Below are 20,409 nucleotides of genomic sequence, written 5' to 3' on the forward strand. Positions count from 1 at the left end.
ATTTTATTTTAGGGAGTGAATACTTTGTTTAAGAAAATAAATAAAGATATTGAATATATAATGAAAAATGACCCAGCAGCTAGGTCTAAAATAGAAGTCTTTTTACTTTATCCATCAGTTCATGCAATGATAATGCATAGGATGGCTCATGCTCTTTATAAGAAGAAGATGCTTTTTACAGCAAGATTAATATCCCAAATATCCAGATTTATGACTGGTATAGAAATACATCCTGGTGCTAAAATAGGAGAAGGTATATTGATAGACCATGGAATGGGTGTTGTAATTGGAGAGACAGCTGAAGTAGGTAATAGGGTAACAATATATCAAGGAGCTACTTTAGGAGCTACAGGAAAAGACACTGGAAAGAGACATCCAACTGTTGGTGATGATGTATTAATTGGTGCAGGAACAAAAATACTAGGACCTTTAAATATAGGTTCAAATTCAAAAATTGGTGCAAATTCGGTTGTTGTTAAGGATGTACCTAATGGTGCAACAGTTGTTGGCATACCAGCAAAAATAGTAAAAATAAGAAACTTAGAACCTGTAAAAAAGAATAAAAAAGAAGTGTCCTATGAGTATGACGAGTTAGACAATGTATATTATATATAACTTAGGTATAACTATAAAATAAACTTTATAAAAATTATTTTTAAAAGGTATTTTTTTCAAATTTGGGGACATAATAAAAAAGAACTGAATGTTAAAGTTTTAGTTCATCAATCTTTGATAAACAAGATTTTAAATTTGTAACGTCTAGGAGGATTTTATTATGAAAGCAAATGTTAATCAAGATACTTGTATAGGTTGTGGATTATGTCCATCAATATGTCCAGAAGTATTTGACATGAAGGATGATGGAAAATCACATGTTATAGTTGATGAAATACCAAGTGATGCTGAAGAGTCAGCAGCAGAAGCTAGAGAAAGCTGTCCAGTTGATGCAATAGATGTGCATTAATAAAATAAATGCCTATAAAAATTGAATCTTCAATTTTTATAGGCATTTGTCTTTTATTCAGTCAATATTTCAACTCCTGTTTCTGTAACTAAAACCATACACTCCCATTGAGCAGACAATTTACCATCTTTTGTATAGATAGTCCAATTATTTTTTTCATCAACGAAAATTTCGTGAGTTCCCTCATTGACCATGGGTTCTATTGTAAATATCATTCCAGGAACCAATAACATCTCAGTTCCCTTTTTAGATACATAACTTACAAATGGGTCTTCATGAAAACTTAATCCAACTCCATGACCACCAATTTCTCTAACGACAGAGTAACCATTTTTTTTTGCATAGGAGTTAATAGCATCACCTATATCGCCTAAGAATCCCCAGGGTTTAGCAGCATCAAGGCCTTTTTGAACACATTCTTTGGTAATTTGTACTAGTTTTTTTGCATTTTCACTAACATTACCTATCATAAACATCCTTGAAGCATCTGAATAGTATCCATTAAAAATAGTAGAGACATCTACATTTATAATATCTCCATTTTTTAAGATAATGTCTTTACTGGGAATACCATGACAAACTTCATTATTTATTGATGTGCATACACTTTTAGGAAATCCATTATAATCTAGTGGAGCAGGAATAGCTCCATTTTGTAGTGTAAAGTCATGAACCAACTTATTTATATCTTCTGTAGACATTCCAATTTCAATTTTATCTGAAATATAATCTAAAATCTTTGTATTTATTACAGCACTTTTTTTTATTTCTTCAATTTGTCTTTCATTTTTTATAATATTATGGGTTGGTACAATATGGCCCAACTTAGCAAATGAATCTATTTTATTGTCCATATCCATGTGACATTTTTTATATTTTTTAGTGCTTCCACACCAACAATTGTCATTTCTATTTAACTTCATAACTTTCCATCCTTCTTTTATTATTTATTTAAATTATGGATTACGTAAAGCATTTTAAAACATAACCATTATAAATATTATAACATAAATGTTAAGAAATCCTTTAAGGATAGTAATTTATTAAAATATAAATTATCATCCAATTATTGTTGATGAAAAGGGTGTAGTTAAATATATTATTGGATATTAGTGTACTTAATAGTCCAATTCAAGTTTTTCAAGAAAATCATATGTCAAAGGACAATTTTCTTTTAAAGTATTTCTTGAATCTTCATCAAGATAATAACCAGGTACATCTCTCCAAGTCTTGCCTGATCTTACCCAACATGGAGGTAATTGATGTTTTAAATCACTAAATTCCGGTTCATCAGTTAAGTTTGAATTTATTAATTTTATTTTTATATCCTTTTCTTTGAGCGTTTGTAAATATTTAATATTTATTTTTGCAAGTCTGTTTTTCATATTTTCAACTTCATCCTTATCATAATTCAAGTCATTAAGAAGTATAAGCATTTGCTCAATTATATCTATGCTACTGTCTTTTACATCTTCAGATTCTTCATCAAATTCAGATTGAAGATTATCATTTTCATAGATAGTTATATTTGTATTATTTTTCATAGAATAAGAGTTAATATCATCTAAATCTAAAATATTCATTTGCTGTAAAATATGTTTTGTTTCGCCACTCCATACCACTAAAAAAAGTGAATTAAAGTTAATTAGTGGATTTTCTTTTGCTTTTATATCATTGCTTATATCGACATCAAATAACATATTCAATTGAGTCCTCTATGTTAAGACTGTCTGTATTCTTTTTAATATACAAATATGCTTGTTTTAAGTCTATATAAATCTCATCTAAAGATTCGTCATAAAATTCCGATAAATTATCAGTAAAGAGTTCTTTACTTAAAAGTTCATTTTTATCAGTTATACTTTCGATTAAAATATTAATTTCTTTTATCATATCGGAAATACTCATTTTTTTATTTGCTTTTTCATTAGATACATTGCATGGCGCAAGAGCAATGCAATAAAAATCTTTTTCTTTTTTGTAAAAGGTTTTAAGTGATTTTGATAAAAGTGTAAAGTCTACACCTATCTGTAAATTGACTTTAAGTGAGTCCTTTTGTGATAACTCAGTATTGTTTCTTTTAGCTATATTTAAATTATTTTCCATAATCATGACCCCCTTTTTATTAGAGAATCATAATTTTTTTATATGTATCAATTTATTTTTTGAGAATCATAATTTTTTTGAAAATTTCATTTTTTATAATTTGTGAATTTTTTGTTATAGAAATAAAGATATTATTATGTCAAAATTTAGCGTTAGATTCATGTAGAATATGTTCTATGAACATATATTAGAATTAACTCTTTGAAAACTACATATTTAAAATACACACCATTTTTTTCAATTCTATAATATAATATTTATATATTTAATTTGAGGATGTGATTTAAGATGTATTTTACATATATTATAAGATGTAAAGATGATTCTCTATACACTGGATATACCAGTAATATAGTTAGAAGAATGAATGAACATAAGTTAGGAATTAATTCAAAATACACAAGAGCAAAGGGATTTAAAAAACTAGAAGTTTATTTTATAACCAATACAAAAAGTAATGCTATGAAGTTGGAATACTATATAAAAAAATTAACTAGAAACAAAAAATTGTCTATAATTAAAAACCCGAATATACTTATAAGTTTAATTGATAATAAAGGGGATTATATTATTGGGAAAGACATAGAACAATTAGCATAAATCTTTATAGTAATATTATAATAAGTATATATGCTGTAAAAACTTGACAATAAATACTATTGTAATATAATGAAGTTATAAATATAATAAATTAAAATAGCTAGGGGAGCCAAGAGCTGAGAGGAATACCGACCCTTACACCTGATCTGGATAATACCAGCGTAGGAAAGCTTAGTATAAAACTTAAGTATGTATTATTTGTGATATATGCTATTTCTAAGCTATACCTATTGTAGGTATAGCTTTTTTAATTAGACTATATAAATCAAACTTTAGGAGGTAATAATGAGTAATTATAAAATACCAACACTTACAATAGCTGGGTCAGATTCATCTGGAGGAGCTGGAATTCAGGCTGACTTGAAAACTTTTAGTGCAATTGGCACTTATGGTATGAGTGTAATAACAGCTATAACAGCACAAAATACTCAAGGAGTTTTTGCTGTAGAAGGTTTAAGTAAAGAAATAATAAAAAAACAGATAGAGGCAGTGTTTGAAGATATACCTCCAAAAGCTGTTAAAATAGGAATGGTTTCAAGTCCTGAGATTATACTTGAAATAGTTGAGAATCTAAAGAAATACAATCCAAAATATTTGGTAGTAGACCCAGTGATGATATCTAAAAGTGGATATTATCTATTAAAGCCAGAGGCAAAAGAAAACTTAATTAAACATTTGATACCACTTGCATACATAATTACACCAAATATCCCAGAAGCAGAAGAAATCACAGGAATAAAAATACATAATGTAGATGATATGAATAAGGTAGGAAAAGAAATACTACAGCTTGGACCTAAGTTTGTCCTTATGAAAGGAGGACATTTAGATGGGGAAGCAGTAGATATTTTAATTGGTAAAAATATATTTAAAGTTTATAAAAGCGAAAGAATTGATAAAAAAAATACACATGGAACAGGGTGTACATTATCTTCTGCAATAACATCTTATTTAGCATTAGATTATGAAATAACAGAAGCAGTAAATTTAAGTAAAATTTATATAACAGAAGCAATAAAAAGAAGTTTTGACATAGGTCATGGAGTAGGACCAGTGCATCATTTTTATAAATTTGAATAGTAAAAAAATTTTTGGAGGTACAATATGTATAATTTAATTAAAGATGTTAAAAAAGCTAATCCATTGGTAATCCATTATACTAATAATGTAACAATAAATGATTGTGCTAATGTAACTTTAGCTATAGGAGCAAGCCCTCTTATGAGTTTTTCATATGAGGAAGTAGAAGAAATGGTAAGTATAGCAAATTCCGTAGTAATAAATATAGGAACTATGAATACAAATATGTTAGACTTGTACTTATTAGCTGGAAAGGCAGCAAATAAGTATAATAAACCTGTTATCTTAGACCCTGTTGGAGTATTTGCAAGCAAAGCTAGAGCAGAACTTACAAGTAAACTTTTAAATGAAGTCAAATTTAATGTTGTTAAGGGTAATATGGCAGAAATAAAGTTTATAGGTGGCTTTGATGTAAGAGGAAAAGGTGTAGATTCATTTGATGAAGAAGAAGATTCTACTGATATAATAAGAAAAGTTTCTGAAAAGCTTGAATGTGTAGTTGTGGCAACTGGAAAAATAGATATAATAACCAATGGTAAAAGCACATATAAAATAAACAATGGAACCGATAAATTAAAAGGAATTACAGGAACTGGATGTATAACTGCTAGTTTGATTGCAAGTTTTATGGCTGTTACTAAGAATATATTAGAAGCAGCAACAATGGGTGTTCTTACAATGTCTTTAAGTGGGGAATTAGCTAATCTAAATAATCCACCAATAGGTACATTTAAAGAAAATCTTATGAATGCTATTTATCAAATGGATATAGATACTTTAACTAAAAATGCTAATATTGAATTTTTAAATGAATAAAGGGTTAAGAGGAGACTTAAAATGATAGATAAAGAATGCTTAAAAAAAGATTTAAAGTTATATCTAGTAACTGATTCTGAAATGCTTGAAGGTAGGGACTTTTATAAATGTATTGAAGATGCAATAGTTTCTGGAATAACAACTGTACAACTTAGAGAAAAAAATGCTTCTGGAAGAGAATTTTTTAAAAAAGCTATGAAAATTAGAGAAATAACTAAAAGATATGGTGTTAAGTTTATAATAAATGATAGAGTGGATATAGCCCTTATTTGTGATGCAGATGGAGTACATGTAGGGCAGAGTGATATTGGGGCAAGAGAAGTTAGAAAGCTTATAGGAAACAATAAAATTCTAGGAGTATCAGCAAGAACTTTAGAAGAAGCTATTTGTGCAAAAAATGATGGCGCAGACTATTTAGGTATAGGGTCTATATTCACAACATCTACTAAATTAGATGCAAAATCAGCTTCGTTTGAAACTGTTAAAGAAATTAAAGAAAAAGTAGACATGCCATTTGTACTAATTGGAGGTATAAATTTAGACAATATAGATAAACTTAAATGTTTAGAAAGTGACGGGTATGCTATAATATCAGCTATATTAAAAGCTGAAGATATCTCTAAAGAAGTGGAAAAGTGGACATTAAAAATATAAAATTGGCTCTGGTAGTGAAAAAAATGGAAAAATTTGATATAATCTAAGAGTAAAATTTAAGCAATTATAAATGATAAACTTTTTTACATATACTTTTTAATCAAGATATATGTAGATTTGGTTAAAAAGGAGCTATGAATGATTAGGATATTGTTAGTGTGTGTTGGAGGCATGTCTTCTACTCTATTGGTAAATAAAATGGAGAAGGATGCAAAAAAAAGAAATATAGACTGTAAAATATGGGCAGTTGGAGAAGGGAATATAAAATCAGAACTTGGTAACTTTGATATTTTACTTCTTGGACCACAACTTAGATTTATGCTTAATGATGTAAAATCTATAGTTGGAGATAGAGCTCCAGTGTCTATAATAGATATGGTAAACTATGGTACTTGTAATGGTCATGCTGTGTTAAATTCAGTTTTAGAAATATTAAAATAAATAATAAAAAGGGGCTGTCTCAAAATAGAGATTGTACTGCACCCCAATTGTTGGAATGATGGCAATATATTTAATTTCATACAAAAAAGAGTGCCTCGTAAACTAAAAAGTTTATTTTGAGACACACTCTTTTTATTATTGTAGATTTAGAGCTTAGCTTACCATTTCCTTTTTCAATCTCCACATAGCAAGTGAAAAACTTGCACAGCACAATATAAAAAATAATAGGATAACAGGTAGTATATCTCCAATAAGAATAGTTTCACCAAATATTAAACTACGTAAAGCATTAATGACATGTGTAAATGGATTGAGCATTACTGCTATTTTTAATCCTCCAGATAAATTTTCTATAGGGAAAAGAGCTGAACTTAAAAAGAAAATAGGAAGTACAATTGCAGTCATAATTGTTTCATAAACTATTTCATTTGGCAACAATAAACTTATGGAATAAGCTAGACTTGATAAAAAAAAGGCTGTCATGAATATCAGCACTATCATAAGTATGATTCCACCAATACCAGATTCTATTCTTACTGAAAAGAATATGCTTACTATACACAAAATAGCTACTTCTAGGAAGGAAACTAATATAGCTTCTAGTAATTGACCAAGGACAATTGAATACCTACTAATAGGTGCAATTAAGACTCTGTAGAAACTCCCACTGTTCTTCATTATGAAGTTGATGATACCACCACTACTACATGAAGAAAACACAACCAGTACAATGATACCTGGTAGTATAAAAGCAGTATAATTACCAATATTCATATTATTCATAGTTTGGTTTGCGATAGAGCTATAAAGTACAAGCCAAAGAAAAGGTTGTAATATAGTGACTATAAATGAGATTGGATTTTTAAAACGCCATTTCATACTACGCCATAAGATATTTAACATTTCCATTCCTCCTTTAAGTCTTTTTTAGAACTTGTAAGTGCTAAAAATACATCTTCGAGACTTGGTTCTACGATTTCTATTGCATCAAACTTTATATCGCGTTCTAAAAGCCATTTATTTATTAAAGTAAAAGCAACTCTACTATCATTTACAGTTATAAAAATTGAATTTTCTCGTACGCTCATAAACTTGACTAAGCCAGTATTTTTAATTGCATCTTTATATTTTTTTATATCTTCAATATTATGAAAAGCTATACGTAGTATATTTTGTCTAATGTAACTACGTAAACTGGCTGGTGTTCCTTGTGCTAAATCTTTTCCATTCTTCATAATACAAATATTATCACTCAATTGTTCAGCTTCTTCAAGATAATGGGTAGTTAGAAATATAGTTGTGCCATACTCATCTCTAATTTTTAATAACATATCCCACATAGATTTTCTTGAATCTACATCCATACCAACAGTTGGCTCATCTAGAAATAGAATTTTAGGAGATGATACCATATTCATAGCTATGTCCAATCTACGTTTTACTCCACCAGAATATGATGAAGTGGGGTATTTTAAGTAACTAGATAAGTCAAATTTATCAATTAAAGAGTTTATTCTTTGTTTTGCAATCTGTGGTTCTACTTTATACATCTTGCTTTGAAATACCATATTTTCCATAAGAGATAGATGTTCATCAATAGAGATTTGTTGTGCTACACAAGCAATTTGAGTACGTATCCAAGAAGGATTATCTACTAAATCTTTTCCAAACATTGTTACATTTCCAGATGTAGGCTTGTAAAAAGTAGTCAAAATATTGATAAGAGAAGATTTACCAGCACCATTAGGACCAAGTAAAGAAAAAATTTCTCCAGCATTTACATCAAAACTTAGACCATTTAAAGCTTTCACACCATTTTTATATTTTTTTACTAAATTGTCTATTTCAATAGCTAACATATATTATTCCTCCTCTTTAAGTGGAAATATGATTTCTGTAATATAGTTATCAGGGTTTCCTTTTATCAGCATACCTGGGCCTTTAATAAATACTTCTCTCCAAGGCGTTTGTATTTTTATATTATTTTCATGAATATACTTAAATATCATTTCATACGTTTTTGGTAAATTACTATAAGAGCCTATGTGAGTAAAAAACAAAGCTTTTATTTTAGGAAATTCTTTTATAGTTACACCCATACGATTTGGAGTCTCAGCAGTTGGAACACATAATTCCATTTCTCCAACACCAGTTTTTTGGTTAACGTTATAGTAGCAAAAGAATGGTGCACCATTGGATTTTCCTTTTATAGATTTAAATACATTTGGAAAATACTTTGTCGCTTCAGTCATAGGTCCATTATAACGCATAGTAGCTGCTGTGACTGATTCAATATTTTTGATTTCAATTTTATAACTCATTTGTTTACCTCCTAATGTGTGTTCATATTCTTACTAGATTTTTAAGCATTAATACATATAAGATTTTTAATTAGTTGAAAATATATAACCTTATCTCGTTTGCTTGTTTTCAAGTCTAACATAACATAAAATATATATCCTCTCATTTGATGCTCTATTTTGTAAAGTTATTATTTAAGCTTTACTTTAGATGTTTTAGTAAATTAAAATAAAGTAATTTATAAAAAAAGTATTTACAAATTAAGTGTATTAATCGTATAATACACTTAATAGTAAATAAGGTCTGAAATAAAAGTGTATTTTTTTAAAGTAAATGTACTATCGTATTAATACACTAGAATAGGAGGAATCATGAATTTTGAATTAGATAATACAACTCCCATTTATTTGCAAATAGTAAAGTATATAAAAAGACAAATAGTAACAGGAGAGTTGAAACCAGGGGAGACAATACCATCAAGAAGAGAAATGGCACTTAATCTAAAAGTAAATTTAAATACGGTTCAAAGAGCATATAAGGAGATGGGTGATATGAATATAATAAATACTTTTAAAAATTATCAAAGCAGTATAACAGTTGATGAAAATATATTAAAAAACTTAAAATTAGAGCTGATAAATGAATCATTATCTGTTTTTATAGAAGATATGAAAGCAATAAATGTTACCAAAGAAGAAGTTTTAAAGATAATAGAAGATAAATATTAGTATTTTAACAAATAGAAAACTTAGTTTAGAAAGTTTATTGTACAAGCATATTGGATATGGAGGATAGTAAATATGATAGAAATAAGGAATGTCAGTAAAACATATAAAAGGATGCAAGGGATTAAAATAAGAAAGATAGAGGCTTTAAAGAATGTAAGCTTTAATATAGAAAAGGGGAAAATAACTGCATTACTTGGGATAAATGGTGTTGGTAAATCAACTATGTTAAAAGCAATAGCAGGACTTATAAACATTGATAGTGGAGAGATTCGTATAGATGGAGAAAAAATAAATGAAAAGATATATAATAAGCTAGCTTTTGTTCCAGATGTACAATCTCACTTTAGTAATACAACAATAAAAGAAACATTTGAATTTATGGAAGTTTTTTATCCAAAATGGAATAAAGAAAAATCAAAAGAAATGATGAACATATTTAAATTAGATGAAGATGAAATAATTGATAACTTGTCGAAAGGAAATATTGCAAGAGTAAAATTGATACTTGGATTTTGCCAAGACCCAGAGTACATACTGCTTGATGAACCATTTACAGGAATTGATTTGTTCAAGAGGGAAGAGTTTATAGGAGTAATAGCAAGATATATGGAGGAAAATCAAGCTATTATTATAACTACTCATGAGATAGTGGAGATAGAAAGTTTAGTTGATGAGGTTATAATTCTTGATGAAGGGCAGATTATAACTTCATTTAATGCAGAAGAATTAAGAGAAAGAGAAGGTAAATCCATATTAGATAAGATGAGGGAGGTATATAAGAATGAATAAACTTCTATATCTAATAAATGTAGATTTGAGAAGAAACAATAGGTTTTATATAGCTTATATATCCTTTTTTTCATTAATTACACTTGGTTTAAATTTATTAGAAATTAATAAATTTAAAAGTTCTAAATTTATTATGAATTTAGCGATAGAAGATTTTGGAGGTATATTTTATGGAATAGGGATACTTAGTAATCTTGGATTTATCGAACATATATTGTTCTTTGGGATGTTGGGACTTTTTATATACTATGTTTTTATGTGGAAAAGAGATTTCTTTTCAAAAAATCAAAGTATTTACACACTGATGATGTTACCTCAGAGTAAGTTTAAGATTTGTATAGCTAAGTCAATTGCTTTGATAACAATGATATATGGTTTTTTGACAAGTCAGATAGCAACATTATTTATATGTAAATATATATTTAATTTCATTTTTAGAAATTTGCCAATAATCAATATGAACTTTGCACAAGATTTATATTATCTAAACTTGAAGAGTATACCAATTGATTTTATCTCTTTTATGGCTATTTATGTATTTTTACTACTTATAGCTATTTCTGTTGTGAATTGCTGTATATTATTTATATTTTCTTATATAAATAAATTTTATGTAATTTTAATCACTTTGCTGATTATGGCAGGCTTATATTTTTCAACAATATATATAAATATAATCACTTTATTTAGAAAATATTATGAGGTCATAGGATTTCAATTTAATAATTTAGTAGCAGGGTTATTAAGTTTTTTAATTATAATGTTTGTTCTAAATGGAATATCTTATTTGTTAATCAAAAAGAAAGTATCTCTTTAGGAGGGATGGTATGAAATTAAAATCTAAAATATCTATACTTATTATATTTTTGACTTTAGTAATATATTTTAGTATAGGTTTATTAAACAATGAAGACAATTTGAAGATAAAAACTATAAAAGGTGACTCTGATGAATTAGACTATATAAACATAAATTTTGGATATGATTTTAACGGATATATAAATTCATATTACACAATAAATGGAAGTAACAAAACTAAAAAGACTGAATTAGTAAAACTACAAAAAGATAGTAAGAACACAAATAATTTAATTGATGTATCTAGTGGTTCAGATTTAATTGCTCATGTTGGATTTGAAATGAATGATGATTCAAAAGATATAAACTTTGTAATAGATGAGAAAAAAGAAGATTTAGAAAAAGGTGTATTTCCATCAGAAGGAAGTGATAAAGAACTTGAATATGAAAAACTAGATATGAATAATTTTATAAGGATAAAATATAAAGTAGATAAAAACATTGATGATTATTATGCAAAGATACTATCATCAAAAAGATATAAAAAAAATTTGTATGTGTCTGTACTTTATGCTACAAGTGATTCGTCAGAAAATAACAAAGAATATTTAAGTACTATAGATATAATAAAAATTAATCCAGAAAATAAAAAAATACAGACTATAAAAAGTATAAATTTAAGTAATTATTTTTCTGAAAAATACCAAAACATAGAGTCTATAGGTGTAAGTTATGCTAGCAAATATGAGGATAAGATGTATATTTTAATAAATGTATTAAATGCAAATACAGGTGATAATAGCAATTCTAAATTTCATTTACTTGAGTATAATCTTGAAGAAAATAAAGAAAGCATAGTGGAATTAAAAACTGATAGCAGTATGGTTTTAGCAAAAGCAAAGTTAAAAGATAATAAATTATATATGGTAATGTCAAATGATTATGATGATAGTTCAATTACAGAGTTAAATTTACTTACCTATAATATATTAGATAAAAGCTTAGATGAAGATAAATATGTTTTAGATAATAGAGAAAAAAGAGACATTAGAAGTATTGTAATTGATTCAAATAAAATTATTGTATATACATCAAGACTAAATTCTATATTATCTTGGGATAATAAATTTATGTTATATATAATAAATAAAAATTCTAAGGAAATTGTATATGAAGGAAAATTACAATTTAACAGTTCAAATAGTACATTAGAATTTGAAATAAAGTAGGTGATTTGATGAAAGATTTAATAAGATTATTCGAATTTGAATTAAAAAGAAATATAAAAAATTATATATTTATAATAATTTGTTGCTGTTCTTTTGTAATTTTAAATATAGTAAAAAATTTAAATGACTATAATTACATAATAGAAAATGCATCTAAAAGTGAACAGTTAACAAAAATAGGAAATACAATAGAAATGGTAAATGTCACAGGTTTCTCAAGTTTTAGAAATATAATGAGTTCTACAGAATCATGGTTTATATTTGGTATAATTGCATGTATTTGCTATGCTTTTTTTATTTGGTATAGAGACTTTGAGGGGAGGAGTAAATCTATATATACACTCATAATGTTACCTAAAAATAGAATCAATGTTTATATATCTAAATTATTAAATATATTATTTCTAGTGTATAGCTACACAGTAGTATTTACAATAACTTTATTTATTACAAGTAAGGTGTTGCCTAGGTATATGCTTGGTAATGTTGTAAACTATGGTTTTGTACAAGAAACAATATATAGGTTAAAAATGTTACTTCCATATAGCTTTGAAATACTATTTGTAGAGTATATATTTTTATTGATAGGATTTGTATCTGTAGTATTTACATCAATTCTTATAAATAAATCTATTTATAAACTAAGTACTTTAGTAAGTTTCCTGTTTTTAGTTTTGGAAATTTTAGTATTTATAATTTCTGTAGAATTTATTATACCTTATGAATACAGCAATGTATTTACTGTTTTATATTCAAGTATAAACATATTTGTATGTAGTCTTATATCTAATAAACTTTTGAAGCAAAAGATTGACTTTTAGGAGGGATATTATGAAAGCAAAAAATATAGGAAAATATACAATATGTTTTATAATAGTATGTTTTTTAATGATTACTATGACCTTAATATTGAGTTATTTTAATAAGGATAAACTATCTGTAAAAACTTTAAAAGGTAATGTAAAAGATATAGGGAGAGTAAGTGTAGTATATACACCTAATATAAGCAAATTTTCTTATGAGGAGGTAATTATAAGTAAAAATGGAGTAAGAAATGATACAAACCCTAAATCAATAATTAGAAATGATTATTTAAATATTGACAAAAAATACAGTGATTTTGTTAATGATAAAGGAGATGTACTTATATATAAAGATGATTTGAATATAGGAGAAGCATATACTTCTACTAAGTCTGATTTAGTACAAGGAATGAATGCTTTAAATGATTGCATAAAGGTTTCAAATAAAAATTTAAAAAGTGGGGTAGAAGAAAATTTTGATATTAATTTGAATAAGTCTGATTTTAAAGAAAATAGTTGGAAAACTTTATTTAATAAAATCTATAAAGGCAATTTATATATGGTAATTAGTGAAACTAATATTTCAGGTTCTAAAGTCAATAATATTTGTATATTAAAAATAGATATAAAAAATAAGTCTTATAAATTATTAAATAGATTTAATTTAGTCTTACAGAATGGATATCAACAAAATATCAATGAAATTAAATTTTCTATTGGAAGCAAATTGTATTTAGAAATGGTAAATAATAAAAGTACAAATGGAGATGTTGAAGGACATGATAATTACTCTAACTTTATTATATATGATATAGAAGAGAACACTTTTAATATAAGCAATAAATTTATGGATAATCTAAATAAAGAAAAGAATGCAAATCCAAAGGAGATTGGCTTATTAAGTAAAACTAAGCTAGATTATATGGTAAAAAATAATAAATTGAATCTTATAGTTACGGATATGAGTAATTCCATAACTAATCTTGTTTATGATATTAATTCTAATGAGATTAAACTAGAAGATTATGAGATACTTGATTTAAAAGTAGATTATAATGAAGCATTATCTGGAGTTAGGAAAGTTAAGTTACTGGATGATAAGATATATTCTATTTCATGTATAAAGGACAATATATCAGGAGAATTAAAAGGGTTTAAAGGAGTTGTTGACATAGTCGGAACTAAGCCAGTAAAATTTCAAGTATTTGATATGAAACTTAAAAAGAATGTTTATGAAGCTGAGCTAATAAATGGAGATATAAGTTTACAAGAGAAGTTATATTTTGTTGCAAATTAAGTGATAGAACTAATTTTATCACTTTGAGCGTTTATATGTGTTTATTATATGAAAATATAAATAAGGGGGTGTCTCAAAATGAACTTTTTAGTACATGAGGCACTCTTTTTGCATGAAATCAAATATATTTTCATTATTTCAACAATGAAAAAAGGCTTATCTCTATTTTGGATATGTCCCTTATTTTTAATTTTAATAGAAAAATATTTTTTAATATTTTTGTGTTATATATCGTAATTTAATTTATATTAATACACTTAAATTTGAAATAGAATGAGTATAGTGGTAAAATTAATTATTGGAATATTAGAAATAATAAATAAATAATACATTATACTTAAAAGGGGGAGAAATTTAAGTTGAGCAAAAAATATATTAAAGCAGGGATTTTGATTGATGGAACAGGAAATAGTATTATGAAAAACAAGGGTATAATTATTGATGGGGATACTATAGTTGAAATTGAAGATATAAGAGAAGATTTAAATGGATATGATGTGTATGATTACTTAGATAAAACTGTTATGCCAGGTATTATGAATTGTCATGTTCACTTGACAATGGAGCCAGTTGGAAATCCAAAAGTATATTATGACAATGTATCAGATGTAGAGCTTGTAGTAAATACAATAAAACAACTTGATGCATATTTAGATTCAGGAGTGACATATATTAGAAGTCTAGGTTGTCCCAAATATGTAGATGTACAACTTAAAAATCTTGTAGACAAAGGGTCTATAGATGGTCCTGGTATAGTTACCTCAGGTCCAGTTATATGTATGACAGGAGGACATGGATATTATTTTGGTATTGAAAGTGATGGAGTAGATGAATGTAGAAAATCAGCCAGAACAGTTTTAAAAAATGGAGTAGATTGTGTAAAGATAATGGCAACTGGAGGTGTAACAACTGATGGAGTTGAGCCAGGTTCACCACAATTAACTTTGGAAGAAATGAAGGCTGCTGTAGATGAAGCTGTAAAAGCAGGTAAAATAACTGCCACACATGCACAAGGAAGAACTGGTATAAAAAATGCAGTGCTTGCAGGAATTACCTCTATAGAACATGGTGTTTATTTAGATGATGAAATAATTGATTTGATGCTTGAAAGAGGAACTTACTTAGTTCCAACCGTGGCTGCACCGTATTTTATTCTAAATGCAGGAAAAGAAAGTGGAATAACTGAGGCTACTCTTAGAAAGTGTGAGATTGTTGCCATTCCACACAAGGAGTCATTCCTAAAAGCATACAAAAAAGGCATTAAAATTGCAGTTGGTTCTGATGCAGGAACTTCTTATAATGAGCATGGGAAGACATACTATGAAATGAAACTAATGTCAGATTATGGTATGGATAATATGGACGTAATAGTTGCGGCTACAAAAACAGCATCTGAACTTTTAAGAGTTGATAAAAATTATGGAACTTTAGAAAAAGGAAAGAAAGCAGATGTTATAGTTGTAAATGGAAATCCAATAGAAGATATAGATGTACTTGCAGATGTATTAGCAGTATTTAAACTTGGTAAAAAAGTTAGATAAATAAAAAATTAGATAAGTAATATGAAAAAAAGAGTGTCTAAAGGGATTTTTAAATAATTATAGACACTCTTTTTTATTAGTAATAATTAAATTTTTTATACTTTATAAAATGGATGTTATTCTATATTTAGATATAGTTCTTTAAAATTATTCTATGCAATATAATCTATAGAATCTACACATACAAAGTATATTCTTGAGTCATTAGAGTTTCCAAGTACTAGAACATCATTTTTCTTTCCTATAACTTCAACACCAGTTAGAACTAAACTACCAGCTACTACAGTAACTTGATTATTTATATTGGACATATAAAGATTATCAAGGATACCTTTATTACAACAACAATCGTCACAATCACAGTTACAATTGCATTCTTTGTAATGTTTTTTGTCAAGATAGTAACCTAAAGATGCTACGAAATCTTCGTAATCTGCAGGTGTAACATTAAAGGCAACAGCTTTAAGATTACATAATGATGCTAAATCTACATTTGTTAGTGGGTTAACTGTAGAAATTATATAATCAATTATATCATCAAGTATTGAATTTAATATAGCTCCAAGGTCTATAGTAGCAGGAACTGCTGCCTCTATAAGAGTAACTAGTTCAGATACTCCTGGAATAGTACCAATTGAAGTAACTAATCCTCCAAGTGTCAAAGGAACAGGCTTAGGATAATACAATTGACCAGATATATCTATTAAATCACAGTTACAAGCTGAAAATCTTTCAAAAGTACCATTAAGTCCAGATAAATTATCTTTTGGAGGTATTGAATAATCTATACCTACTAAATAAGCACCAACGATAAAGAAATCTGAAATAAAAGCAAATTGATTGAAATTTACAAAAGGTCTTAGAGCATCATATCTTAGAAGTTCTAATGCCTCTCTCATGCTTTTTTTACAACAACATTGTTTCATTTTAGGTTCTTTATATTTATTTGGGTAATTATAGTATCTATCAGCTACTTGATAATTTTCATAGTATCTTTCATTTGTATTTGGATAATCTTCTTCGTATTCCTGAGTAAATCTAAAGTCCTCTCTACATTTATTATTTTCCATTAAATACACTCCTTTTATATTTTGATTTAAATGTATAGATAATTGAGTTTATCTATATAGTAATATTATATTTATTATGTAAAAAAATGTTACAAAAGGTATTATAAAATAATAAAAAATAATAATTTGTCAGATGAGGTTATAAACTCTTATGAATAATCTATTTTAAAATAAAAAACTGTGTATAAAAAAGGTTTATATGTTATATTTATATAAATATATTTGTAAAAGAGAAAGGAGTAATTCGATAAATGATTGAGGTAGATAAATTGTGCAAGTCTTTTACAAGAGTTGTGAAAGATGATAAGAATAAAAATTCAATAAGAAAGTTAAAGAAAATAAAAACTAGAAAAGAAGAATTTTTTGCTGTAAACAATGTTTCATTTAAAGTTGTAGAAGGTGAAATTGTTGGAATATTAGGTCCAAATGGTGCAGGAAAGACAACATTACTTAGAATGTTAGGTGGTATATTGACACCAACATCAGGAAGTATAAATATTTCTGGATATGATTATTCAATAGATAGAAATTCAGCAAAAAAAGAAATAGGGTATCTATCTGGAAATACAAAGCTATATGGAAGGCTTTCTCCTAGAGAACTTCTAACAACTTTTGCAAACCTATATGAAATGTCAAAAGAAGAGATAGAAGAATCAATTGAAAATGTTGTAAAAATAATGGATATGAGTGAATTTATAGACAATAGAATTGACAATTTATCAACTGGTCAGACTCAAAGAACATCTATAGCTCGTTGCTTAATACATTCTCCTAAAGTATACATTTTTGATGAGCCGACGTTAGGGCTGGATGTTTTAAGTAGTGCATCCATAATAGATTTTATGAAGAATGAAAAATTAAGGGGTAAAACTGTTCTTTATTCAACTCATTATATGGAAGAAGCAGAAACTTTATGTGATAAGATTTTTATGATTCACAATGGGAAAATAATTGCATCAGGTACACCACAGAGTTTAAAAGAGGAATCAGGAGTAAATAATTTAAGAGATGTATTCATAAAACTTGCTAGAAGGGAGGAGATTTAAATGAGAAGTAAGATTGTAAAATACATATTTAAAAAGGAAATGTTAGACATATTAAGAGATAAAAAGACGTTGTTTATGATGATTGTTGTACCACTTCTTTTATATCCTTTGCTTATGTTATTAATGATTCAGGTAATGAACATGTCTGCAAATAGTATGAATAGCAAGGACATTAATATAGCTTTTAATAATAAACCCAATAAGGTATTAGTATCTATGATTGAAGACGATAATTTAGAAAAAGATACTAAAGACAAAAATACTTCAAATGATAAAGGTAAAATAAGAGTGTTAGATGTGGATAACTATAAAAAGTCATTAGAAGAAAATAAAATTGATGCTTATATAAAAATAGAAGAAAAAAAATCATCTACAAGTTATCAAATATATATGAATTCTTCTCAAGAAAATTCTTCTAATGCAGTAAAAAGAATTGAAACTGTTTTAGATAAATACAAAAGATTTACTATAGAGAAAACTTTATCTGAAAAAGGATTAGATGTACAAGCTACTTTAGAACCAATAACATATAGCACTGTAGATGTTGCAAAGACGGAAGAAGTGGCAGGATACTTTTTAGGGCAGATATTGCCATTCATATTAATAATAGGAGTTTTACTTGGTTCAATATATCCAGCAATAGATGTTATGGCTGGAGAAAAGGAAAGAGGCACACTAGAAACTTTATTTACACTTCCAATATCAAATTTAGAACTAGTTATGGGAAAATACATGGCAGTTTCTCTTAGCGCAATAGTAACAGCAATTTTAAACATTTTATCTATGGGACTGACTATGGCGTTTATTTTAGTTAGTGGAGGTCTTAGCAGTCAGTTTGGTTTTGGAAATTTTAATTATGGAGATTTAGTCTTGCCAATTATAACTACTTTAATTTGCATATGTCTATTTTCGATGGTAGTTTCAGCAATAAGTATGTGTGTATGTTCACTAGCAAAAAGTTTTAAAGATGCTCAAAACTACATAACACCTCTTATGTTAATTATTATGATACCATCATATGTTTCTATGATACCAAATATAGTATTAGATAGGGTAACAGCTGTAATACCTGTGGTAAATATATCTCTACTTATAAAAAGTGTATTATCTTTTAAAAGTGATTTAAATTTAATAGCTTTAGTTTTAGCGTCAAATGTAGCTTTTGTCATATTGGCAATCATATTACTATCTAAGATGTTCAATTCTGAGGAAATACTTTTTGGTAATAGTAAGAGTTTTTCTTTCTTAGAGAAAAGAAGTAACATAAAAAAAGGGTCTATACCAACTGTGAGTGATGGTGTTATTTTATATGCAGTAGGATTAGTTCTATTGATTTATGTTGGTTCTCTAGTGCAAATTAAATTTGGTATGGCAGGTATTATAATGACACAATTTATGATAATTTCTTTGCCATTAGTATTTGCATACTATATAAAAGCTGATTTTAAAGAAGTATTTAGCTTGAAAGTTCCTAAATTGAAGCACATATTTGGGAGCATTGTTCTTTGGATTGGTGGATATATACTTATTATGATTATAACACAGCTAATTTTATTTTTATTCCCTCAAAGTATGGAGGTCGCTGAAAGTTTAAATAAGGCTCTTTTTATGAAAAATAGTTTTTTATTGAATTTACTCGCAATAGCTTTATTACCAGCTATATGTGAAGAAATGTTCTTTAGGGGATTTATATTTTTTTCATTTAGTAAATCAAAGGATAAAAATAAGTCTGTTAAGCTGGCTATAATATGTAGTGGGATATTATTTGGTATCATGCATATGGATTTTATTAGAATAATTCCAACATCAATACTGGGTATTATATTTGCATACAGTGTATATAAATCTGGTTCAATATTTGTATCAATGTTATTGCATTTTTTGAACAACAGCGTAGCAGTTATAGTAAATCATTATACAAGTGGAAATATAGCCAATTTGTATAAGTTTATTGAAGTTGATTTTTCGAACTTAAATGTACTTAAATTTGTTTTAATTCTCTTAGTAAGTTTTATATTAGTTCTGTTAGGGGTAAGAGTTCTATATAGAAAGTATTTAAGAAATTAAATATAGATTTAATATATATATTAAAATTGATAAGCACTAAAGTATATAAATATATCTTATATATAAAATACTTTAGTGC

23 protein-coding genes and 1 riboswitch are annotated in these 20,409 nt (G+C 27.0%); of the genes, 16 read left to right on the forward strand and 7 right to left on the reverse strand.

Annotated features, from left to right (window positions below; genetic code table 11):
* Positions 1 to 24: 24 nt before the first annotated feature.
* Complete coding sequence (epsC, locus tag KGF42_RS05360; protein ID WP_107595544.1) at positions 25 to 615, forward strand: serine O-acetyltransferase EpsC; 591 nt, start codon at positions 25 to 27, stop codon at positions 613 to 615.
* A 160-nt stretch (positions 616 to 775) separates the two neighbouring features.
* Positions 776 to 964 (forward strand): ferredoxin, encoded by a 189-nt coding sequence (locus tag KGF42_RS05365; protein WP_107595545.1) that lies wholly within the window; start codon positions 776 to 778, stop codon positions 962 to 964.
* A gap of 53 nt (positions 965 to 1,017) precedes the next feature.
* Here KGF42_RS05365 and KGF42_RS05370 read toward each other — a convergent pair whose 3' ends face one another.
* From KGF42_RS05370 to KGF42_RS05380, 3 genes are all read right to left on the reverse strand, one after another.
* Positions 1,018 to 1,887, reverse strand: a complete 870-nt coding sequence (locus tag KGF42_RS05370) for a methionyl aminopeptidase (protein ID WP_227821852.1) — start codon at positions 1,885 to 1,887, stop codon at positions 1,018 to 1,020.
* Between the two features lie 195 nt (positions 1,888 to 2,082).
* Positions 2,083 to 2,664: an anthrax toxin lethal factor-related metalloendopeptidase gene (locus tag KGF42_RS05375; RefSeq protein ID WP_413926995.1), complete on the reverse strand. Its 582-nt coding sequence runs from the start codon at positions 2,662 to 2,664 to the stop codon at positions 2,083 to 2,085.
* Positions 2,654 to 3,070, reverse strand: coding sequence for a hypothetical protein (locus KGF42_RS05380; RefSeq protein ID WP_227821850.1), 417 nt, complete (start codon positions 3,068 to 3,070; stop codon positions 2,654 to 2,656). The genes KGF42_RS05375 and KGF42_RS05380 overlap by 11 nt, the downstream gene beginning before the upstream one ends.
* Before the next feature lie 288 nt (positions 3,071 to 3,358).
* On the opposite strand from KGF42_RS05380, the gene KGF42_RS05385 reads away from it, so the two are divergent.
* From KGF42_RS05385 to KGF42_RS05405, 5 genes are all read left to right on the forward strand, one after another.
* A complete protein-coding gene (locus tag KGF42_RS05385; protein WP_054273602.1) occupies positions 3,359 to 3,670 on the forward strand; it encodes a GIY-YIG nuclease family protein in 312 nt (103 codons plus the stop codon).
* Between the two features lie 92 nt (positions 3,671 to 3,762).
* A riboswitch (TPP riboswitch) is annotated at positions 3,763 to 3,855 on the forward strand.
* Positions 3,856 to 3,955: 100 nt separating this feature from the next.
* On the forward strand, positions 3,956 to 4,750 hold the full coding sequence (gene thiD / locus KGF42_RS05390) for a bifunctional hydroxymethylpyrimidine kinase/phosphomethylpyrimidine kinase (RefSeq protein WP_227825929.1): 795 nt from the start codon (positions 3,956 to 3,958) through the stop codon (positions 4,748 to 4,750).
* Positions 4,751 to 4,774: 24 nt separating this feature from the next.
* A complete protein-coding gene (thiM, locus tag KGF42_RS05395) occupies positions 4,775 to 5,566 on the forward strand; it encodes a hydroxyethylthiazole kinase (RefSeq protein ID WP_227825930.1) in 792 nt (263 codons plus the stop codon).
* 21 nt (positions 5,567 to 5,587) lie between these two features.
* A complete protein-coding gene (thiE, locus tag KGF42_RS05400) occupies positions 5,588 to 6,220 on the forward strand; it encodes a thiamine phosphate synthase (protein WP_227825931.1) in 633 nt (210 codons plus the stop codon).
* 138 nt (positions 6,221 to 6,358) lie between these two features.
* Entirely contained in the window at positions 6,359 to 6,661 is a 303-nt protein-coding gene (locus tag KGF42_RS05405) for a PTS sugar transporter subunit IIB (protein WP_227825932.1), read from the forward strand.
* Positions 6,662 to 6,814: 153 nt separating this feature from the next.
* On the opposite strand, the gene KGF42_RS05410 is transcribed toward KGF42_RS05405, so the two are convergent.
* Genes KGF42_RS05410 through KGF42_RS05420 form a run of 3 tightly spaced genes read right to left on the reverse strand, consistent with a single transcriptional unit; the run spans position 6,815 to position 8,982 of the window.
* Positions 6,815 to 7,564, reverse strand: coding sequence for an ABC transporter permease (locus KGF42_RS05410; RefSeq protein ID WP_227825933.1), 750 nt, complete (start codon positions 7,562 to 7,564; stop codon positions 6,815 to 6,817).
* Positions 7,558 to 8,520, reverse strand: coding sequence for an ABC transporter ATP-binding protein (locus tag KGF42_RS05415; RefSeq protein WP_227821845.1), 963 nt, complete (start codon positions 8,518 to 8,520; stop codon positions 7,558 to 7,560). The genes KGF42_RS05410 and KGF42_RS05415 overlap by 7 nt, the downstream gene beginning before the upstream one ends.
* 3 nt (positions 8,521 to 8,523) lie before the next feature.
* Positions 8,524 to 8,982 carry a GyrI-like domain-containing protein gene (locus KGF42_RS05420; RefSeq protein ID WP_227825934.1) on the reverse strand — a complete coding sequence of 153 codons (459 nt, stop codon included), beginning with the start codon at positions 8,980 to 8,982 and terminating at the stop codon, positions 8,524 to 8,526.
* A gap of 351 nt (positions 8,983 to 9,333) precedes the next feature.
* Here KGF42_RS05420 and KGF42_RS05425 point away from each other — a divergent pair, with 351 nt between their 5' ends.
* The 7 genes from KGF42_RS05425 to KGF42_RS05455 all read left to right on the forward strand — a co-directional run bounded on the left by KGF42_RS05425 (position 9,334) and on the right by KGF42_RS05455 (position 16,147).
* A complete protein-coding gene (locus KGF42_RS05425) occupies positions 9,334 to 9,690 on the forward strand; it encodes a GntR family transcriptional regulator (protein ID WP_054273609.1) in 357 nt (118 codons plus the stop codon).
* Positions 9,691 to 9,762: 72 nt separating this feature from the next.
* Positions 9,763 to 10,479, forward strand: a complete 717-nt coding sequence (locus KGF42_RS05430) for an ABC transporter ATP-binding protein (protein WP_227821844.1) — start codon at positions 9,763 to 9,765, stop codon at positions 10,477 to 10,479.
* The gene (locus tag KGF42_RS05435; protein ID WP_227825935.1) at positions 10,472 to 11,296 is read left to right on the forward strand and encodes an ABC transporter permease; all 825 of its coding nucleotides are present in this window, start codon (positions 10,472 to 10,474) and stop codon (positions 11,294 to 11,296) included. The genes KGF42_RS05430 and KGF42_RS05435 overlap by 8 nt, the downstream gene beginning before the upstream one ends.
* Positions 11,297 to 11,306: 10 nt before the next feature.
* On the forward strand, positions 11,307 to 12,506 hold the full coding sequence (locus KGF42_RS05440) for a hypothetical protein (protein ID WP_227825936.1): 1,200 nt from the start codon (positions 11,307 to 11,309) through the stop codon (positions 12,504 to 12,506).
* An 8-nt stretch (positions 12,507 to 12,514) separates the two neighbouring features.
* Positions 12,515 to 13,327, forward strand: coding sequence for a hypothetical protein (locus KGF42_RS05445; protein WP_227825937.1), 813 nt, complete (start codon positions 12,515 to 12,517; stop codon positions 13,325 to 13,327).
* Between the two features lie 10 nt (positions 13,328 to 13,337).
* A complete protein-coding gene (locus KGF42_RS05450) occupies positions 13,338 to 14,606 on the forward strand; it encodes a hypothetical protein (protein ID WP_227825938.1) in 1,269 nt (422 codons plus the stop codon).
* A gap of 359 nt (positions 14,607 to 14,965) precedes the next feature.
* Positions 14,966 to 16,147, forward strand: coding sequence for a metal-dependent hydrolase family protein (locus KGF42_RS05455; protein ID WP_227825939.1), 1,182 nt, complete (start codon positions 14,966 to 14,968; stop codon positions 16,145 to 16,147).
* A gap of 152 nt (positions 16,148 to 16,299) precedes the next feature.
* On the opposite strand, the gene KGF42_RS05460 is transcribed toward KGF42_RS05455, so the two are convergent.
* Positions 16,300 to 17,217, reverse strand: a complete 918-nt coding sequence (locus KGF42_RS05460) for a CotA family spore coat protein (RefSeq protein WP_227821839.1) — start codon at positions 17,215 to 17,217, stop codon at positions 16,300 to 16,302.
* 251 nt (positions 17,218 to 17,468) lie between these two features.
* Here KGF42_RS05460 and KGF42_RS05465 point away from each other — a divergent pair, with 251 nt between their 5' ends.
* Positions 17,469 to 18,263: an ABC transporter ATP-binding protein gene (locus KGF42_RS05465; protein ID WP_227825940.1), complete on the forward strand. Its 795-nt coding sequence runs from the start codon at positions 17,469 to 17,471 to the stop codon at positions 18,261 to 18,263.
* Complete coding sequence (locus tag KGF42_RS05470) at positions 18,264 to 20,330, forward strand: ABC transporter permease subunit/CPBP intramembrane protease (protein ID WP_227821837.1); 2,067 nt, start codon at positions 18,264 to 18,266, stop codon at positions 20,328 to 20,330.
* Positions 20,331 to 20,409: the final 79 nt, after the last annotated feature.

Origin of the sequence: Clostridioides sp. ZZV15-6383, assembly GCF_020657735.1 — a bacterium.
In the GTDB taxonomy this organism is placed as follows: domain Bacteria; phylum Bacillota; class Clostridia; order Peptostreptococcales; family Peptostreptococcaceae; genus Clostridioides; species Clostridioides difficile_D.

Bases quoted from the DNA above. Each gene is read 5' to 3' on its own strand.
- KGF42_RS05365 (WP_107595545.1), top strand. From the start codon at position 776: ATGAAAGCAAATGTTAATCAAGATACTTGTATAGGTTGTGGATTATGT.
- KGF42_RS05370 (WP_227821852.1), bottom strand. From the start codon at position 1,887: ATGAAGTTAAATAGAAATGACAATTGTTGGTGTGGAAGCACTAAAAAA.
- KGF42_RS05375 (WP_413926995.1), bottom strand. From the start codon at position 2,664: ATGTTATTTGATGTCGATATAAGCAATGATATAAAAGCAAAAGAAAAT.
- KGF42_RS05380 (WP_227821850.1), bottom strand. From the start codon at position 3,070: ATGGAAAATAATTTAAATATAGCTAAAAGAAACAATACTGAGTTATCA.
- KGF42_RS05385 (WP_054273602.1), top strand. From the start codon at position 3,359: ATGTATTTTACATATATTATAAGATGTAAAGATGATTCTCTATACACT.
- thiD (WP_227825929.1), top strand. From the start codon at position 3,956: ATGAGTAATTATAAAATACCAACACTTACAATAGCTGGGTCAGATTCA.
- thiM (WP_227825930.1), top strand. From the start codon at position 4,775: ATGTATAATTTAATTAAAGATGTTAAAAAAGCTAATCCATTGGTAATC.
- thiE (WP_227825931.1), top strand. From the start codon at position 5,588: ATGATAGATAAAGAATGCTTAAAAAAAGATTTAAAGTTATATCTAGTA.
- KGF42_RS05405 (WP_227825932.1), top strand. From the start codon at position 6,359: ATGATTAGGATATTGTTAGTGTGTGTTGGAGGCATGTCTTCTACTCTA.
- KGF42_RS05410 (WP_227825933.1), bottom strand. From the start codon at position 7,564: ATGTTAAATATCTTATGGCGTAGTATGAAATGGCGTTTTAAAAATCCA.
- KGF42_RS05415 (WP_227821845.1), bottom strand. From the start codon at position 8,520: ATGTTAGCTATTGAAATAGACAATTTAGTAAAAAAATATAAAAATGGT.
- KGF42_RS05420 (WP_227825934.1), bottom strand. From the start codon at position 8,982: ATGAGTTATAAAATTGAAATCAAAAATATTGAATCAGTCACAGCAGCT.
- KGF42_RS05425 (WP_054273609.1), top strand. From the start codon at position 9,334: ATGAATTTTGAATTAGATAATACAACTCCCATTTATTTGCAAATAGTA.
- KGF42_RS05430 (WP_227821844.1), top strand. From the start codon at position 9,763: ATGATAGAAATAAGGAATGTCAGTAAAACATATAAAAGGATGCAAGGG.
- KGF42_RS05435 (WP_227825935.1), top strand. From the start codon at position 10,472: ATGAATAAACTTCTATATCTAATAAATGTAGATTTGAGAAGAAACAAT.
- KGF42_RS05440 (WP_227825936.1), top strand. From the start codon at position 11,307: ATGAAATTAAAATCTAAAATATCTATACTTATTATATTTTTGACTTTA.
- KGF42_RS05445 (WP_227825937.1), top strand. From the start codon at position 12,515: ATGAAAGATTTAATAAGATTATTCGAATTTGAATTAAAAAGAAATATA.
- KGF42_RS05450 (WP_227825938.1), top strand. From the start codon at position 13,338: ATGAAAGCAAAAAATATAGGAAAATATACAATATGTTTTATAATAGTA.
- KGF42_RS05460 (WP_227821839.1), bottom strand. From the start codon at position 17,217: ATGGAAAATAATAAATGTAGAGAGGACTTTAGATTTACTCAGGAATAC.
- KGF42_RS05465 (WP_227825940.1), top strand. From the start codon at position 17,469: ATGATTGAGGTAGATAAATTGTGCAAGTCTTTTACAAGAGTTGTGAAA.
- KGF42_RS05470 (WP_227821837.1), top strand. From the start codon at position 18,264: ATGAGAAGTAAGATTGTAAAATACATATTTAAAAAGGAAATGTTAGAC.